This is a genomic window from Nocardia sp. NPDC047038, assembly GCF_040644075.1.
Classification (GTDB): Bacteria; Actinomycetota; Actinomycetes; order Mycobacteriales; family Mycobacteriaceae; genus Nocardia; species Nocardia sichangensis.
In genome coordinates, this window is sequence record NZ_JBEYVQ010000009.1 from 34,528 (window position 1) to 49,659 (window position 15,132).

Sequence of the window (15,132 nt, forward strand, 5' to 3'; positions counted from 1 at the left end):
TTGCGTCGTCGTCCGAGGCGACGTGTCCTCGCCGTTCGTGAGTCGAACGCGCGGAACGCGCTGGGGCGTACCGATCCCGTCACCACACGCGATAAGGCACGGTGGCGGTATAGCCGGTGGTGCGGTCCAGGAGGACGGTCAACCGCAACTGCCAATAGCCGGGGAGGGCAACGCGCACCGGTTGGGAAACGAAATAGTGCGGGCCCAGTTCGACGGGCTCGATCCGTCGGAAGGGAACGTCGATGGGGCCCGAGGCATCGCCGGTACGGGTCAGTCGGCCTGTGACGGCGGAGGCATCGATCGGGGTTCCGCTCGCGTCGCGCAGGTGGACGGTCAGCTCTTGTTCGCCCGCACCGGCGCCGTCGACGGTGACCTCGGCTCGTGCCCGGCCGAGGTCGGCGGTCACCGTGATCCGCGGGTCGTAGGCGTCCCTGGCCGGTGTCGTGCCCGCGAGGACGCCGGTCACCACCAGAACGGCCGCCAGAAGGACGAATTCGAGGCGCAGCGCCGAGTGCGGAACGCGGCCGCGAACGATTCGTCGCGCGGCGAGCACCACACCGGCCGCGGCGAGCACCAGCGCCGATTTGAGCAGCAGGAGCCGACCCCACGACGTCGTCCACAGTGCCGCGAGCGGGTCGACCGAGCGGAGGCTCTGATAGACGCCGGTCAGCGCGAGCGCGGTGACGGCGGCGATCGCGACGCGGCCGAAGCGCGGGAGCAGGGCGGATCGGTCCGGCCGCCGCCGGACCGCGACGGCCAGCACGACGGCACCTACCCACAACGCCATCGCGAGCACATGGACCGCGGTGGAGAACAACGCGGCGGGTCGGTCTCCCCCCGCCAGGGCGTGGCCCGACGCCGCCGTCGCCACGACGATCACCGCTCCCGCGACGGCGATCACTTTCGGTCGCGACCGACCGGCCGCGAGCGCGGCACCCGCGACAGCGCGCACCACGGCCGCCACACCCGGCGAGGATGTGAGAGCCTGCGCCCACACCTGTGGATCGGCCCAGCCGTCGGGGCCGGTGAGGCGAGCCGGTGTCATGGCGAGCGCGAGCAGCGAGACGGCGACGACGGTGACCGCCCCGATCCCGGTCAGTTGCGCGACCAGCGCCGTCCTGGTCCCCGCACGCCACACCAGCAACGTCACCCCGGGGACGCCGACCGCGAGCACCACACCGAGATATCCGACGGCGGTGAGCATCCTGGCTACGCCGTCGGCGGTGACCGCGATCGGATCACGAGGTGGATCGCCGAGGGTCAGGTCGGGCGGCACCCGGATACCGAACACACTGGAACCGCTGACCGTGTGACCGTCCGCGGACAGCACCACCCAGCTCAGCAGATACGTCCCAGTGGGCAGCTCGGGCCGCACTCCGACCACGACGGCACGGCCGCCGTCGGCGGCCGACACCGCCTCGGTGTCGACCCGGCGGCCGTCCTTGTCGGAGACGGTGACACCGGCGCCCGCCGCCGTCACCGGTTCGTCGAAACGCACCGTCACCCGCGTCGGAGCGTCCGGGACGGTCGCACCGTACGCGGGGTCGGTGGCGACGAGCACGGCATGCGCCGACGCGACCGCCGACGGAGCCAGTAATACGGCCGCGACCGCGGACAGCCCGGCCAGCAGTGCGCGTGCCCGGACGGTCACCGGCTGCGCGCGCCGCGCACGAACGGCGCCGCCGCCAGAGCCAGCGCGCCGAGCGCCACCACCAGCGCGATCCAATCGACCCATCCACCGGAATCCGAATTCTGCCCCGCTACAGGCGATTGCGCGGACGCCGCCGCGGTGGCGCCGGGCGCCTGGTGCCCGCTGTGGCCGGATTCGGCGCTCAGACGCACCACCGGAGCCGGTTTGTCGGGCGGTGTCCCGTCGGTGCTGCGTTCGATCCAGGAGACCACGGTGCCGTCGCTGTAGGTCTGGATCGCGGGCAGCGCGAGTTCCCGGACATCCGGCAGCGGACCGAGCAGCAGCCGGAATTCCCCGAATTCCCCCGGCCGCACGGCGGACCCGGGTTGCGCGGTGAACGTCACCGACGACACAGCCGAGGTCACCGTCGCGCCGTGCCCGTTGTCGATCGGCGCGGGTAGCGTGGTGCGGCGCGTCGACACATCCCATCCGGGTGTCGTAGCGGTGCGGACGACGGCGAGCGGATGGTCCAGAGGCAGGCCGACTTCCAGCTGCACGGTGCCCGCCGTCTCGGATTCCGTGGGAACCCGCAGCGTGACCACGCTGTACCCGCCGGGGGCCGCGTCCGGTGCGCCGGCCGTGATGTGCGCGGCCGCGATTCCCGGTCCGGCGCACAGCCCGGCCAGCGCCATCGCGGCCGTGGCGGCGAGACGTCTCACTGCGAACCTCCCTGTCGTTCTCCGATTTCCCGCGCCGCGGCCGTGATGCGCGCGGCGTCGACGAGCGTGATGGCCCGCCCTTCGTGCGCCACCACGACCGGCCCGGAATGGCCGGAGATCCGGGCGGCGGCGCGGGTCAGCGGTTCCGTGGTGCCCGCCACCGGCAGCGGCGGTGCCAGATGAGCGATGACGGGGTCGTCGTCCGGCGCACCGGCCAGCGTCGTCGCGACCGCCGCGCCGAGGATTTCCGGTACCACGACCGGTCCGGCCTCGTCGCGCAGCAACAGCACCGGAAGTGCGGGTGCCGCGCCGAGCAGCGTTCGAGCGTGGGCGACGGTCGCATCCGACGGGATGGTGCGCGGACTTCCGGCGACCTCGCCCACCACATCGGCCACCGTCGGTCCGGTCACTCGGTCGCGCAGCGCGAAGCCGAAACGGCCGAGCCACTGGTCGTCGAAATATTTGGTGAGATAGGAGCGACCGGAGTCCGGGGCGATGACGACCACCACGTCGTCCGACCGCAGCGTCCGCGCCACCCGCAGGGCGGCGGCGATCGCGGTTCCCGACGATCCGCCCAGCAACAGCCCCTCCTCGCGGGCGAGGCGATGCAGCACCTCCAGCGCCTCCGGGTCACCGATCCGCTCGATGTGATCCACGACGGCGGGGTGATACGAGGTGGGCCACTGGTCGTCCTCGGTGTCGGGATGCCGGTAGTGTCCGACGGATTCGACGTACCAGGCACGACCGTCGCCGCCGCCGTAGACGGAGGTCTCCGGGTCGGCGCCGATCACGCGGACGGCGCCCCCGGACACCTCTTTGAGGTACTCGCCCGCGCCGGTGACGGTGCCGCCGGTACCAACGCCCGCGACGTAGTGGGTGATTCGCCCGCCGGTCTGGGCCCAGATCTCCGGACCCGTCGTCCGGTGATGCGCCGCCGGATTCGCGGGATTGTCGTACTGCCCGGCGAACCACGCGCCCGGGATCTCGGCGGCCAGCCGGGTCGCGACCGTGCGCACGTGCTCCGGATGATCGGCCGGCCGCCCGCCCGGGGTCACCCGCACCTGTGCGCCGTAGGCGCGCAGCAGCGCGAGCTTCTCCTGGCTGGTCTTGTCCGGCACCACCACGATCGTGCGGTAGCCGCGTGTCGCGGCGATGGCGGTCAACGCGATGCCGGTGTTGCCGGAGGTCGCCTCCACGACCGTGCCGCCGGGCCGCAGCTCACCGGAGGCCTCGGCGGCGTCGATCATCGACCGCGCGGCCCGATCCTTCACGCTGCCCAGCGGATTGAGGTACTCGAGTTTGACGTATACCGTCGCGGTGATCCCCTCGGTGACCCGGTTCAGCCGGACCAGCGGGGTATTGCCGATCGCGTCGGTGACGGAGTCGAAGACCCCGCTCGTGCGCGGGTGGGTTGCGGTCATGCGACGGCCCTGCCTGTCTCGCCGAGCAGCCGCAGGATCTCGCCCCGCAGCCGCAGATATTCCGGATCATCATGCGTGCGGGGCCGGGCCAGTGCGATCGGCACGTCCCGCACCACCTTCCCGGGCCGGGCGGAGAAGACCACGACCCGGTCCGCCAGCCGCAACGCCTCGTCGACGTCGTGGGTGACCAGCACGGCGGTGAACCCGTCCTCCTGCCACAGCCGGACGATCTCGGTCTGCAGCGTGGCGCGGGTGAGCGCGTCGAGCTTGCCGAGCGGCTCGTCGAGCAGAAACAGCCGCGGCCGGTTCACCAGCGCCCGCGCCAACGCCACCCGCTGCGCCATCCCGCCGGACAGCTGCGCCGGATAGGTGTCCCGGAAACCGTCGAGACCGACCAGTGCGAGGGCTTCGGCCACCCGGGTCCGGTCCTCGGCCAGGGTGCCGCGAGCCTGCGGTCCGAGCGCGACATTCTGCTCCACGGTCCGCCACGGGAACAATGTCGGATCCTGGAACATCAACGCCCGGTGCGGATCCGGGCCCTCGATCGGCGCACCGTCGGCGCGCAGCACGCCCCGCGACGGCCGCTCGAGTCCCGCGAGCAATCGCAACAAAGTCGACTTGCCGCACCCCGACGGCCCGAGCAACGCGACGAACTGCCCCGCTTCGATCCGCAGGGACACGTCGGTGAGCACCCGCAGCCGGCCCAATTGCTGGGCGCGGGTCGGTTCGGGTGCGGGCCGCCCGAGCAGGCGCTCGACGACGTTGCGCGGGCGTGCGCCCGCCACCGCGAATTGATGTGAGACCGCATCGATCTCGACCGCGCTGCCGCGTGCCGCGCCGCTCACCATCGCACCAGATCCTTCTCCCAGGCCAGCACGCGGTTGCGGACACGGAACAGCAGCAGCATGAGCGTGCGGCACACCACCACCATGATCACGATCGCCGCGTACATCCGCGGATAGGCCGCCCACCCCTTGGTCCACTGGATGTACCAGCCCAGACCGTTCTTCACGCCGAGCAACTCCGCGACGGCCAGCGCGGCCAGCGAAGCGCCCAGACCCATGAACAGTCCGGTGAAGATGCTCGGCAGAGCGCCGGGCACCGCGACCCGCCAGACGAGGAAATGCTTGGACGCCCCGAGGGTCTGCGCGACATCGAAGTAGCCGCGCGCGACCCCCGCGATGCCCGCGCGGGTGAGCACCGCCACCGGGAACCACACACCGAACGCGACCATGAAGATGCTGCCGCTGTAAGTGGTGGGGAACAGCACCAGCACCACCGGCAGCAGCGTGCCCGCCGGGACCGGGCCGACGGTCTGCAGCACCGGATTACCCCAGTAGGCAGCGAGTTTCGACCAGCCGAGAGCGATGCCGGTGCTCAGGCCCGCGACCGCGCCGATGACGAACCCGACCGCCAGCAGCAGCATCGAATGCCACGTGCTTGACGCGAGCAGTCCCGCGTCGCTGTAGAACACCAGCAGCATCTGCTGCGGCGACGCGAAATGCGGGGGTTGCAGCCACCCGGTCTTGGCGGTGGCGAATTCCCAGAACAGCACCCAGACGCCGAGCACCGCGATCCACGGTGTCCAGTACCGCAGCCGCAGGGTGGCCGCGCGGTCGCGGTAGGCGTAGGCCGCCCACACCGTGAGCGCCGCCGTCCAGGCGGTGAACAGCACTCCGGCCGCCAGCGGCGCCGCGACGTCCAGTTCGTCCGGGACCGCGAGCGTGACCACCGCGGTCAGAGCCCACACCGCCCAGGCGAGCGCGAAGCCGAGCGTCGGCGGATAACGTGTCACCGCGGTTCCCGGCGGCCGCGTCGCAGGAGAGGCCGAAGCGGCCCGGGCGGCGGCGGTGTCGGCCGTTGTCGTCATCGCGGTGTCACCAGTTCAGCCCGAGATCCGCGTAGACCTTGCCGGCCAGCGCGTTCGGATCGGTCTTGCGGTCCAGGTAGCCGGTCTTGGCGAATTTGGCGATGCCGGAAGTGATCTCGCTCTCCAGTCGCGCCGCCGACGGGTTGTACCCGTAGGTCTTCAGGATCGCTTCGATGGTCGGCTGATCCGCCGCCACGTACTTGTTGTCGACTTCGATGGCCGCGGTCTGCTGGATGTTCGCGCCCGCCCATCGGCTGCCCTCGGCCCACGCGGTCACCAGCGCCCGCGCCGCGTCCGGGTCCTCGCGCAGCAGCCGCCCGTTGATGGCGGTCGCGCAGCAGTAGAGCTGCCGGTTGGTGCCCTGGGAGTTGTTGGTCAGTTCGCGAGCCTTGCCCTTCAGTGTGGGCAGCAGCCCGTTGGGGTCGCTGGCCGCGATCGCGGCGATGTCACCGCGCACCAGCGCGTCGGTCAGCTGGTCGGCGGCGAAGACCCGCCAGTCGATGTCCTCGCTCGGGTTGATGCCCGCGTCGAGCAGGTCCAACGAGAAGAACGACATCGCCGAATCGCCGATCGCGCCGACGCCGATCGGCTTGCCCCGCAGCTCGGCGACGGACTTGATCGGGCTGTCGGGTGGCACCACGATGCGCAGGCAGCCCTCGTGCAGCCCGGCGGCGAGTTTGGCGTCGATGCCCTGTTCGATCGGTTTGAGCCAGGAGAAGAAGATGCCCGGCGCCGCGTCGAGTTTGCCCGCGCCCACCGCGTCCTTGATCTCGTCGCCGCCGGTTTTGACGATCTGCACGTCCAATCCGTGCTTCTCGAAGATCTTCTCGTGATGCGCCACGTACAGCGGCGCCTCGCAGACGCCGCCGCCGTAGCCGATCTTCAGGGCGCGGTTCACCCCTCCGGCGCCGGGAGTGCGGCGTGTGGTGAGCCACGCGGCCAGGCCGCCGCCCGCGACCACCGCCGCGGCGATGCCCGCGCCCGCGAACAGCTTCCGCCGCGACAGCGCGGGAGTGTCCGGTTCCGCCGGTGCTGCCAGATCCTCTTCCTCCGGATCCACCGGTGCGGTGGAGTCCGTCGGCGCGGTGAGCGCGTCGTCCGGCTCGCCGCCCTGCCCCGGGGCGGGGCGATCGTCGTTGTCTGCCATGTGCTCCATGCCTTTCCCTGCTGGCCCCCGGTTCGACGCGCCCGAGATTTCCGGCAGGCCGGGCACCACCGATCAGCCGAAGCGCCGGAGGCTCTCAGACTCCCAGGGCCGCCTGTGCCGAAACAGGTTTCGAGTCAGCGCGATCGAATTCGGCCGCCACGCCGCTGTGCGCACCGGCGTGCCGGGACCGCGCGATGTCCCGGCGATTCGGTGTTCGGCCGGTCATTCCCCGGCGAAGGCCGCCGCGATCCGCTGCACGGCGGTACGGAGGTCCTCGGCGGAGTTGTTGCTGAATCCCAGGCGCAGGCGGTCGGTGTAGCGCACCGCCCCGTCGGGGTCGAAGTAGCGGCCGAGGGAGAAGTCCGTGCCGAGCGCGCGAGCGCGGGCCTGCACGGCCGCCAGATCGAGTTCCGGGTCGGTGGCCTTGGCCCAGAGGAAGATTCCGCCGTGCGGGTCGGTGAACTCCACCGACTCGGGCAGTGCGCGGCGCAGTTCGTCCGTCAGCGCCGCCGACCGCTCCCGATAGATCTCGCCCGCCCGCGCGAGAATCTCGTCGAACGCGCCGGGAGTGCGCACCAGCCGCGCCACCGCGGTCTGGGTGAGCAGCGACGAGTGCTGATCGGTGTTGGCGCGCAACCGGGTGAGCACCGCGACCAGCCACCGCGGCGCGACGATCCAACCCAGTCGCAGGCCGGGACCGAGGGTCTTGGAGAACGTGTTGACCCGGACCACGGCCTCGCTGCCGAGACTCAGATCCGCCACCGCCTCGCCCGCGAACCGCAGGTCCCGGTACGGGTTGTCGGACACGACGACGAACCCATAGCGTTCACCCAGTTCCACCGCGCGGGCGCGGTCCGCGGCGGGCAGGGTGGACCCGGTGGGGTTCTGGAAGTCGGGGATCAGGTACAGCAGCTTCACCCGCTGCCCGTCACGCAGACGCCGCTCGAGGCCGTCGAGGTCCAAGCCGTTCGCCGAGACCGGCGCTGAAACCACCTGCGCCCCGTGATGGCCGAGCACCCGCAGCGCGAGCGGGAAGGTCGGGCTCTCCACCGCCACCGTGTCGGCGGGGTCGAGCAGCGCGCCGAACAGCAGGCTGAGGCCGTGCAACGCGCCGTTGGTGATCAGGACCCGGTCGGCGGTGGTCCCTTCGCGCGCGGCGACCCATTCGCGCAACGGCTCGATGCCCGGCGCCACCGAGTACTGCAGCGCCGTCGTCGAGGTGGACGGGTCCGACAGCGTCTCCTCGAACGCGCGCCGCAGCTGCCGCACGGGCAGCGCCTCGTTCGCCGGTACACCGCCGAGCAGGCGGATCGCGTCGGCGCGCACGCCGGTGGCGGCGGGACCGAAGCCGCCGAGGGACGATTCGCGCGCACCGAGCCGCGACAGCACGGCGGCGGCGTCGAATCCGGAGGCGATGGCAGGGGTCACGGGTGTTCTCCTTCGGAGGCTTCGATGGATTTGCCGGGCACGGCGGCCAGCAGCGCCCGGGTGTAGGGATGCGCCGGCGCGGTGTAGATCTGTTCGGTGGCGCCGGTTTCCACGACGCGGCCCCGCTCCAGCACCACGACGTGGTCGCACAGGAAACGGACGACCGCGAGGTCGTGCGAGATCAACACCAGCGTCAGCCTGCGCTCGCGGCGCAGCCGCTCCAGCAGGCGCAGGATGCGGGCCTGCACCGACAGGTCCAGCGCGGAGACCGGTTCGTCGGCCACGATGAGCCGCGGGTCGTTGGCCAGCGCCCGCGCGATGACGACGCGCTGCAACTGCCCACCGGAGAGCTCCCGCGGCAGCCGCCCGGCGTAGGACGCGGGTAACTCGACCTCGGCCAGCAGCTCGCGCACCCGTGCGGGCACGGTGGCGCCGCGCAGGTCGACCCCGTTGAGCTGGAGGGGTTCGGCGATCGACTGCTCGACGCTCAGGCGCGGATCGAGCGCGCCGTATGGATCCTGGAAGACGTACTGCACCGCACGCCGCCAGCGCCGGGCCGCCGCCCGGTCCAGCTGTGCGAGCGCGACGCCCTCGTACTCCACGACTCCGGTGTCGGGGCGGTCGAGTCCGACGATCTGGCGGGCCAGTGTGGTCTTACCCGACCCGGACTCACCGACGACGCCGATCGCGGAGCCGAGCGGAATGTCCAGCGACACACCCCGCAACGCGACGTGGTGCGCCTTGCGCAAGCGGCCGGGCACGGCGACGGGGAACACCCGGTGGACGTCGCGCACCCGCACCACCGGTTCCGTTGCCGCGACCGGGCGGTCCGTGCCGGAGCGGCGCAGCAGCGCGGGTGTGGCGGCCAGCAGCCGCCGGGTGTAGTCGTGGCGCGGTTCGCGCAGCACCCGCGCGGTCGGGCCGGACTCGACGATCCGCCCCGCGGACATGACGTGCACCTGGTCGGTGCGGTCGCCGATCACGCCGATGTCGTGGCTGACCAGGAGCACACCGAGTCCGAGTTCGTGCTTGAGCCGATCGATCAGGTCGAGCACCTGCGCCTGCACGCTGACGTCGAGCGCGGTGGTCGGCTCGTCCGCGATGAGCAACGCCGGGTCGCGGGCCAGCGCCAGCGCGATGATGACCCGCTGATTCAGCCCGCCGGACAGCTCGTGCGGGAACGCGCCGAGCGTCTTGCCGACGTCGCCGATGCCGACCCGCTCCAGGAGTCCCGCGGCGCGCGCGTACCGTTCGCGCCGCGACCGCACGTTCCGCGGCAGCGCTTCGAGCACCTGGGTGGCGATGGTGAGCCGTGGGTTGAGCGAGGCCGTCGGGTTCTGGAAGACAACCCCGATCCGTTCGGCCAGGGCACGTCCGCGCCGCCGGGGGTGCACGGCGACCGGGTCGATGCCCGCCAGCGACACGGCGCCGCCATCGACGCGGGCGGCGCGGGGCAGCAGACCCGCGATCGCCAACGCGGTCATGGTCTTTCCCGACCCCGACTCGCCGACCAGCCCGACGGTCTCACCGGGCCGGATGGTGAGCGAGACGCCGTCCACCACCACGGCGCGGTCGCGGCCATGTCCCGCCGAGACGCGCAGGCCCTCGATCACCGCGACCGGATCCCGGTCCGGTCGCGCCTGGTCTCGGTCGGGGGATTCCACCAGCGTCGTCGTCATGAGTGCGCGTCCTTTCCGGAAACCGCGGGTGCGCCTGCGCCGAGTGCCCGCCACCCGGCGAACAGGCGCCGGCGGTCGCCGCGCGGTCCCGCGGCGAAACGTTCGGCCAGCGCGTCCCCGCTGAGCTGGAAGCCGACGATGGCCAGGATGAGTGCGGCGCCGGGGAACAGCGCGACCCACGCGGCGTTGTCGAGCCGGGCTTGGCCACCGGCCACCATCGCGCCCCAGTCCGGCGCGGGCGGCTGCACACCGAGCCCCAGGAAGCCCAGGCTCGACTCCAGCAGCAGGATCGCCGAGGCGTTGAGGGTGAACGCGACGGTGAACAGCGGCAGCACGCTCGGCAGCAGGTGCCGCACGGCGATGTCGCGGCGCGTCGCCCCCGACAGCCGCGCCGCCTCGATGAACGGCCGGTGCACCACCGACTGGGCGTGCCCGCGGATCACCCGGAAGGTGAGCACCCACGAGCCCGACACCAGCACGGCGACCAGCGGGGGCAGGGAATTGCCGACGAACGACAGGATCACCAGCGCCAGCACGATGGTCGGGATGGCCAGCTGCACGTCGGCCAGGCGTCCGGCGATGGTGTCGACCCACCCGCCGAACAACGCCCCGAGCAGCCCGAGCACGAGGCCGAACACCGCCGCGATCACGGCGGCGAGCACGGTGACGGCCAACCCGATGCGCCCGCCGTAGAGCACCCGGCTGAACACGTCGCGCCCCAATTCGTCGGTGCCGAACCAGTGTTCGCCGCTGGGTGGCCGCAGCACCGCGCCGAGATCCTGATCGAGCGGACCGTGCGGGGCCAGCAGCGGGGCCAGCAACGACACCACGAGCAGCAGCGTCAGCAGCGCCGCACCGGCGAGACCCGCCACCGGCGTCCCACGCCGGGCTGCCCCGGCGCTCACAGCGCGATCCTGGGATCGAACAGCGCCGACACGACGTCGACGATCAGATTGATCACCACGAAGCCGACCGCGATCACCAGCACGCAGGCGATCACCAGCGGATAGTCCCGGTTCTGGACCGCGTTCACCGACAGCTGGCCCACACCGGGCCAGGAGAAGATCGACTCGGTCACCACCGCACCGCCCAGCAGCACCCCGGCCTGGATGCCGAGCACGTTCAGCGTGGAGCCGAGCGAGTTCCCGATCACGTGCCTGGTCGTCAGCCGCAGCGCGCCGAGCCCCTTGGCGCGCGCGGTGCGCACGTGGTCGGAGTCCAGCACCTCCACCAGGGCGGTGCGGAACACCCGGGAAATGGTCGGCACGAAGAAGATGCCCAGCGTGAGCGCGGGCAGCACCAGATGCGCGAGCGAGCCCGCGCCGCGGGAGGGCAGCACGTGCAGGGTCACCGAGAACAGCAACACCAGCAGCACCGCGAGGAAGAATCCGGGTATCGCGTCGAGCACGGTGGCCAGCGAGATCGGCAGCTTGCGCAGCAGCGGGACCCGGCTGGTGGCCGCGACATAGCCGATCAGCCCTCCGGCCACCACGCCGACCAGCAGCGCGGCGGCTCCCAGAGTCGCGCTGGGCAGCAGGCGGGCCAGCGCCAGGCCGAGCGGGTCGGCGTTGTAGCGCAGGGAGTCCGGGAAGTCGCCGCGCAGCACCGCGCCGACGAACCGGACGTACTGCTCGTACAGCGGCCGGTCGAACCCGTACAAGCGGCTCACCCGCTCCAGTTCACCGGCGGGCGCGTCGGGAGCGATCAGCATCACCGCCGGATTGCCGGTGGCGTAGAGCGCGAAGAACACGACCGTGATCGCGCCCCACACCGCCACCAGACCGGTCACCAGGCGCCGGGCCAGATAGCGCGGGTCCACCGGCAACCGCACGATCCGGCCGGAGACGGCGGTGGCCATCACGACGCTCCGTGGGTGTAGCGGCGGCCGAGCAGGTTGCCGCGCAGCGTGGTGTCGGCGTACTCGGTGCGAAAGACGCCGCGGCGTTGCAGTTCCGGCACCACCGCGCGGGCGACATCGTCGAAGGCGCCGGGAAAGTGCGTGGGGGACAACACGTATCCGTCCACGGCCTCGGCCTCGAACAGGTGGACGAGCTGGTCGGCCACCTCCGCGCCGGTGCCGACGATCTGCGGGGTGAACTCGCTCGCGCCGAAGATGCGGGCCACCTCGCCCAGACTCAGCTCCGCGCCCAGGGTCGCGCCGTTGCCTGCGGCGAGCGCGGCGAGGTTGTCGAGTAACCGCACTCCCGCCGCGGCGTCGGTGGCCCGCTGCGCGACCGCGTCGCTGAAGCGCAGGTCGGGAGGCAGGCCGGTGAGATCGATGCGCACGAATTGGCTCAGGAACGCCACCGCGGCGTCGGTGTCCACCAGCGTGGCGAGGAAACGCTGCCGGGCCCGCGCGATCTCGGTCGTCTCACCCACGATCGGCTGCACGGCCGCGATCAGCTTGACGCTGTCGGGGTCGCGGCCCGCTTCCGCGGCGAGCCTGCGCAGATCCTGCCGTTTGGCGCGCAGGTCGGCCTCGTTGTTCTCGATCGCGAAGATCAGCTCGGCCCACTTCGCGCCGAACCGTCTGCCGCGCGCGGAATCCCCGGCCTGGATGAGCACCGGCTTGCCCTGTGGGGACGGCGGCAGCGTGAGCGGTCCGCGCACCTGGACGTACTTGCCTCGGTAGTCCGGCGTGCGGATCTTGGCGGGATCGGCGAACACCCCCGAGTGCTGGTCGGCGACCAGCGCGTCGGCTGCCCAGGACTCCCACAGCGACACCGTCGCCTCGACCACCTCGTCGCCGCGATCGTAGAGCTCTTCGCGCTCGAGTTCCTCGACGAACGGGAAGTTGGCCTGGGTGGCTTCGCCCTTGCTCATGATGATGTTCCACGCGACGCGCCCGCCGCTGAACTGATCGAGGCTGCCGAGCGTGCGCGCGAGATGGTAAGGCGCGTTGTAGCTGGCCGACAGCGTCACCCCGATGCCGAGATGCCGGGTTGCGCCTGCGATCACCGCGGCCAGCTGCGTCGGCTCGTGCTTGAGGCCGTTGCTCAGGCCGTAGCGGGCGAAATTCGGGTTGTAGGCGAGGGTTTCGGGGATGAACGCCATGTCGAACTTGGCGCGTTCCAGCGTCCGGCCGATGTCCTCGAACAAGCCGCGGTCGTTGAAGTCGCGCTCGGAGTAGGGATGCCGCCACGCGCCGATGTAATGGTTGCCCGGGAACAGGATGTATCCGGCGAGAAAGATCTGACGGTCGCTCATTTCCGGCCGACTTCCTGTGCGTAGAGGTAGCGGGTGGTGCGTGGCGCCCAGGTCAGGCCGTCGGCGATCAGCGAGGTGAAGGTGCCGGGCCACAGGAACACGGTGTGCGCCTCGTCGTGGTAGCGCTGGGTGGCCTGCGCGACCAGGCCGCGGGCGGTCTCGGGGTCGGTGGCCGATTGCAGGCGGTTGATCAGGTCGTCGAAGACCGGGTCGGTGATGTTGCTCTGCTTGTAGCGTGACTTGCTGGTGAACGGGTCGAACACCGTCCAGGAATCGCGGTACTGGCCGCCCCAGCCGATGTAGACCAGATCGGCGGCCTGCTCGCTGGCCTGGTTCTGCCGCGACAGCCACGCGGGGAACGGGGTCTCGGTGATGGTGATCCTGATACCGACCGCCGCCGCCTGTTGAGCCACCGCCTGCCCGATCGCGGCGCCCGCCGCGTAGGTGCCCGAGGGGATGTCCAGTTGCAGCACCACGTCGTCGCTGTGCCCGGCCTCGGCCAGCAACTGCCTGGCTCGCCCCGGGTTGTACTCGAACTCGGTCACCGCCGGATTCGGCTGGTAGAACGGCGGTGCGATCACCTGTCCCCGCGACGGTTGCACGGCGCCCTTCAGCAGCCCGTTGATGATCGCCTTCTTGTCGATCGCGTAATTGAGCGCTTGCCGCACCCGGACGTCGGCCAGCGGACCGCCTTTGTTCTCGTTGATCGAGATGACCTGCACCCAGGAACTGTCCGACAGCGTCGCGCGGTATTTCGTGTTGCTCGCGAACTGATCCAGGCTCAGTGGGTCGAGATTCAGCGCGATGTCCACTTCGCCCGCTTGCACTGCCGAAACCCGTGCCGCTTCGGAGGGCAGCACCTTGTACTCGACGTTCTCGAACACGGGTTTGTCACCCCAATAGCCGGGGTTGGCGGTGAGCTTCGCGCCGTTCTCCAGGTCGATCGACTTCAGCAGGTACGGCCCTGTGCCGATCGCCTCGGTGTTGAGATTGCCGCTCTGCCAGAACTTCTGCGTCGTGAGATAGAAGTTCCACAGCCGCGATGGCAGATCGATCGCGGGTGATTTCAAGTGGAACACCACCACATTCGCCCCTTCGGCGGTGACCGCGGCGGTGTAGATCTTCAGCTGCGCGCCGAGCTGGCTCTTGGTCGCCGGGTCGAGCAGCTCGGCGAAATTCCAGGCGACTTCCTGCGCGGTGAGCGGTGTGCCGTCGGAGAAACGCACGCCGTCGCGCAGCGTGAACCGCCACTCCAGCGGGGTGGGATTGCTCCAGCTCGCGGCGAGGCGGGGCTGCACGCGGCCGCCGGAATCCAAGGAGGTGAGCGCCTCGTACACCGTGCCCTTCACCGACCCGTCGCTGTCGGGTGACCCGCCGTTGTGCGGGTTGAGCCCGGTGAACTGCCGCGACAACGCCAAGCGCAGGGTGTGGTCGGCGCCGGGTGCGCCACCGGACTGCCCGTCGCCGCCGAGGGCCGAACTGCACGCTCCGGCGAACAGGGTCGCACCGATCGCCAGTAGCGCGATCAGACGACGCCTGCCGGAAGAGGAAACACTCATGGAAGGGGTACTCCGATATTTCGTCGAACGAGAGGACCGACCGCCGGCACCGACAGCGATGCCGCGCGGCGGAAAAGAAAGGCACGGGGCGCGGGGAATGGCGCCGATTCCGGGCAGGCGAGGGCTACGCCGAATCGAGTGATCCGGCGTGGTGTGTGCGAACCCGGACGCCGGGACGGGGAATTGCGGGTGCCGCGCCGAGGGCGCGGCGGATCACCTCAGCGACAACAGCCGATCGCGATTCGGGTCCGCTTCCGATGCGTCGAGCGGCCGCACATCGAACATCGATTGCTCATGCACCGCTCCTTTCTGCTCCGCGCATACGGACCGCACCCGCGATCCCCTGTGAAGTGTGCACAACGGCCGAGGCGGGAACAACAAAGCTGGACTTGCGGAATCGTTCAGATTTAGTGAAAGCTGCGACCGGCAGGGGGACTCCGCCGACGTCGTTGCCGCCCGCGCGGTGATCGTG

General features: G+C 70.9%; 12 protein-coding genes. All 12 read right to left on the bottom strand.

The features are described from left to right. Positions 1 to 79 precede the first annotated feature (79 nt). A complete protein-coding gene (locus ABZ824_RS26405; protein ID WP_356965998.1) occupies positions 80 to 1,651 on the bottom strand; it encodes a copper resistance protein CopC in 1,572 nt (523 codons plus the stop codon). Next, positions 1,648 to 2,349: a YcnI family protein gene (locus tag ABZ824_RS26410; RefSeq protein WP_356966000.1), complete on the bottom strand. Its 702-nt coding sequence runs from the start codon at positions 2,347 to 2,349 to the stop codon at positions 1,648 to 1,650. The genes ABZ824_RS26405 and ABZ824_RS26410 overlap by 4 nt, the downstream gene beginning before the upstream one ends. Beyond that, complete coding sequence (locus ABZ824_RS26415; protein ID WP_356966002.1) at positions 2,346 to 3,770, bottom strand: pyridoxal-phosphate dependent enzyme; 1,425 nt, start codon at positions 3,768 to 3,770, stop codon at positions 2,346 to 2,348. The genes ABZ824_RS26410 and ABZ824_RS26415 overlap by 4 nt, the downstream gene beginning before the upstream one ends. Further along, entirely contained in the window at positions 3,767 to 4,618 is an 852-nt protein-coding gene (locus ABZ824_RS26420) for an ABC transporter ATP-binding protein (protein ID WP_355080558.1), read from the bottom strand. Before ABZ824_RS26420 ends, ABZ824_RS26415 begins: the two co-directional genes overlap by 4 nt. Beyond that, the gene (locus tag ABZ824_RS26425) at positions 4,612 to 5,565 is read right to left on the bottom strand and encodes an ABC transporter permease subunit (protein ID WP_356966004.1); all 954 of its coding nucleotides are present in this window, start codon (positions 5,563 to 5,565) and stop codon (positions 4,612 to 4,614) included. Before ABZ824_RS26425 ends, ABZ824_RS26420 begins: the two co-directional genes overlap by 7 nt. A gap of 82 nt (positions 5,566 to 5,647) precedes the next feature. Next, complete coding sequence (locus ABZ824_RS26430; protein ID WP_356966006.1) at positions 5,648 to 6,787, bottom strand: ABC transporter substrate-binding protein; 1,140 nt, start codon at positions 6,785 to 6,787, stop codon at positions 5,648 to 5,650. A gap of 222 nt (positions 6,788 to 7,009) precedes the next feature. Next, positions 7,010 to 8,215: a PLP-dependent aminotransferase family protein gene (locus ABZ824_RS26435; RefSeq protein ID WP_356966008.1), complete on the bottom strand. Its 1,206-nt coding sequence runs from the start codon at positions 8,213 to 8,215 to the stop codon at positions 7,010 to 7,012. After that, positions 8,212 to 9,894 carry an ABC transporter ATP-binding protein gene (locus ABZ824_RS26440; RefSeq protein WP_356966010.1) on the bottom strand — a complete coding sequence of 561 codons (1,683 nt, stop codon included), beginning with the start codon at positions 9,892 to 9,894 and terminating at the stop codon, positions 8,212 to 8,214. Before ABZ824_RS26440 ends, ABZ824_RS26435 begins: the two co-directional genes overlap by 4 nt. Further along, entirely contained in the window at positions 9,891 to 10,799 is a 909-nt protein-coding gene (locus ABZ824_RS26445) for an ABC transporter permease (RefSeq protein WP_356966012.1), read from the bottom strand. Before ABZ824_RS26445 ends, ABZ824_RS26440 begins: the two co-directional genes overlap by 4 nt. Then, positions 10,796 to 11,752, bottom strand: coding sequence for an ABC transporter permease (locus tag ABZ824_RS26450; protein ID WP_356966014.1), 957 nt, complete (start codon positions 11,750 to 11,752; stop codon positions 10,796 to 10,798). The genes ABZ824_RS26445 and ABZ824_RS26450 overlap by 4 nt, the downstream gene beginning before the upstream one ends. Continuing rightward, complete coding sequence (locus ABZ824_RS26455; protein WP_356966016.1) at positions 11,752 to 13,101, bottom strand: NtaA/DmoA family FMN-dependent monooxygenase; 1,350 nt, start codon at positions 13,099 to 13,101, stop codon at positions 11,752 to 11,754. Before ABZ824_RS26455 ends, ABZ824_RS26450 begins: the two co-directional genes overlap by 1 nt. Further along, positions 13,098 to 14,660, bottom strand: coding sequence for an ABC transporter substrate-binding protein (locus tag ABZ824_RS26460; RefSeq protein WP_356966018.1), 1,563 nt, complete (start codon positions 14,658 to 14,660; stop codon positions 13,098 to 13,100). Before ABZ824_RS26460 ends, ABZ824_RS26455 begins: the two co-directional genes overlap by 4 nt. Between the last annotated feature and the right edge of the window lie 472 nt (positions 14,661 to 15,132).

Bases quoted from the DNA above. Each gene is read 5' to 3' on its own strand.
- ABZ824_RS26440 (WP_356966010.1), bottom strand. From the start codon at position 9,894: ATGACGACGACGCTGGTGGAATCCCCCGACCGAGACCAGGCGCGACCG.
- ABZ824_RS26415 (WP_356966002.1), bottom strand. From the start codon at position 3,770: ATGACCGCAACCCACCCGCGCACGAGCGGGGTCTTCGACTCCGTCACC.
- ABZ824_RS26455 (WP_356966016.1), bottom strand. From the start codon at position 13,101: ATGAGCGACCGTCAGATCTTTCTCGCCGGATACATCCTGTTCCCGGGC.
- ABZ824_RS26450 (WP_356966014.1), bottom strand. From the start codon at position 11,752: ATGGCCACCGCCGTCTCCGGCCGGATCGTGCGGTTGCCGGTGGACCCG.
- ABZ824_RS26420 (WP_355080558.1), bottom strand. From the start codon at position 4,618: ATGGTGAGCGGCGCGGCACGCGGCAGCGCGGTCGAGATCGATGCGGTC.
- ABZ824_RS26430 (WP_356966006.1), bottom strand. From the start codon at position 6,787: ATGGCAGACAACGACGATCGCCCCGCCCCGGGGCAGGGCGGCGAGCCG.
- ABZ824_RS26460 (WP_356966018.1), bottom strand. From the start codon at position 14,660: ATGAGTGTTTCCTCTTCCGGCAGGCGTCGTCTGATCGCGCTACTGGCG.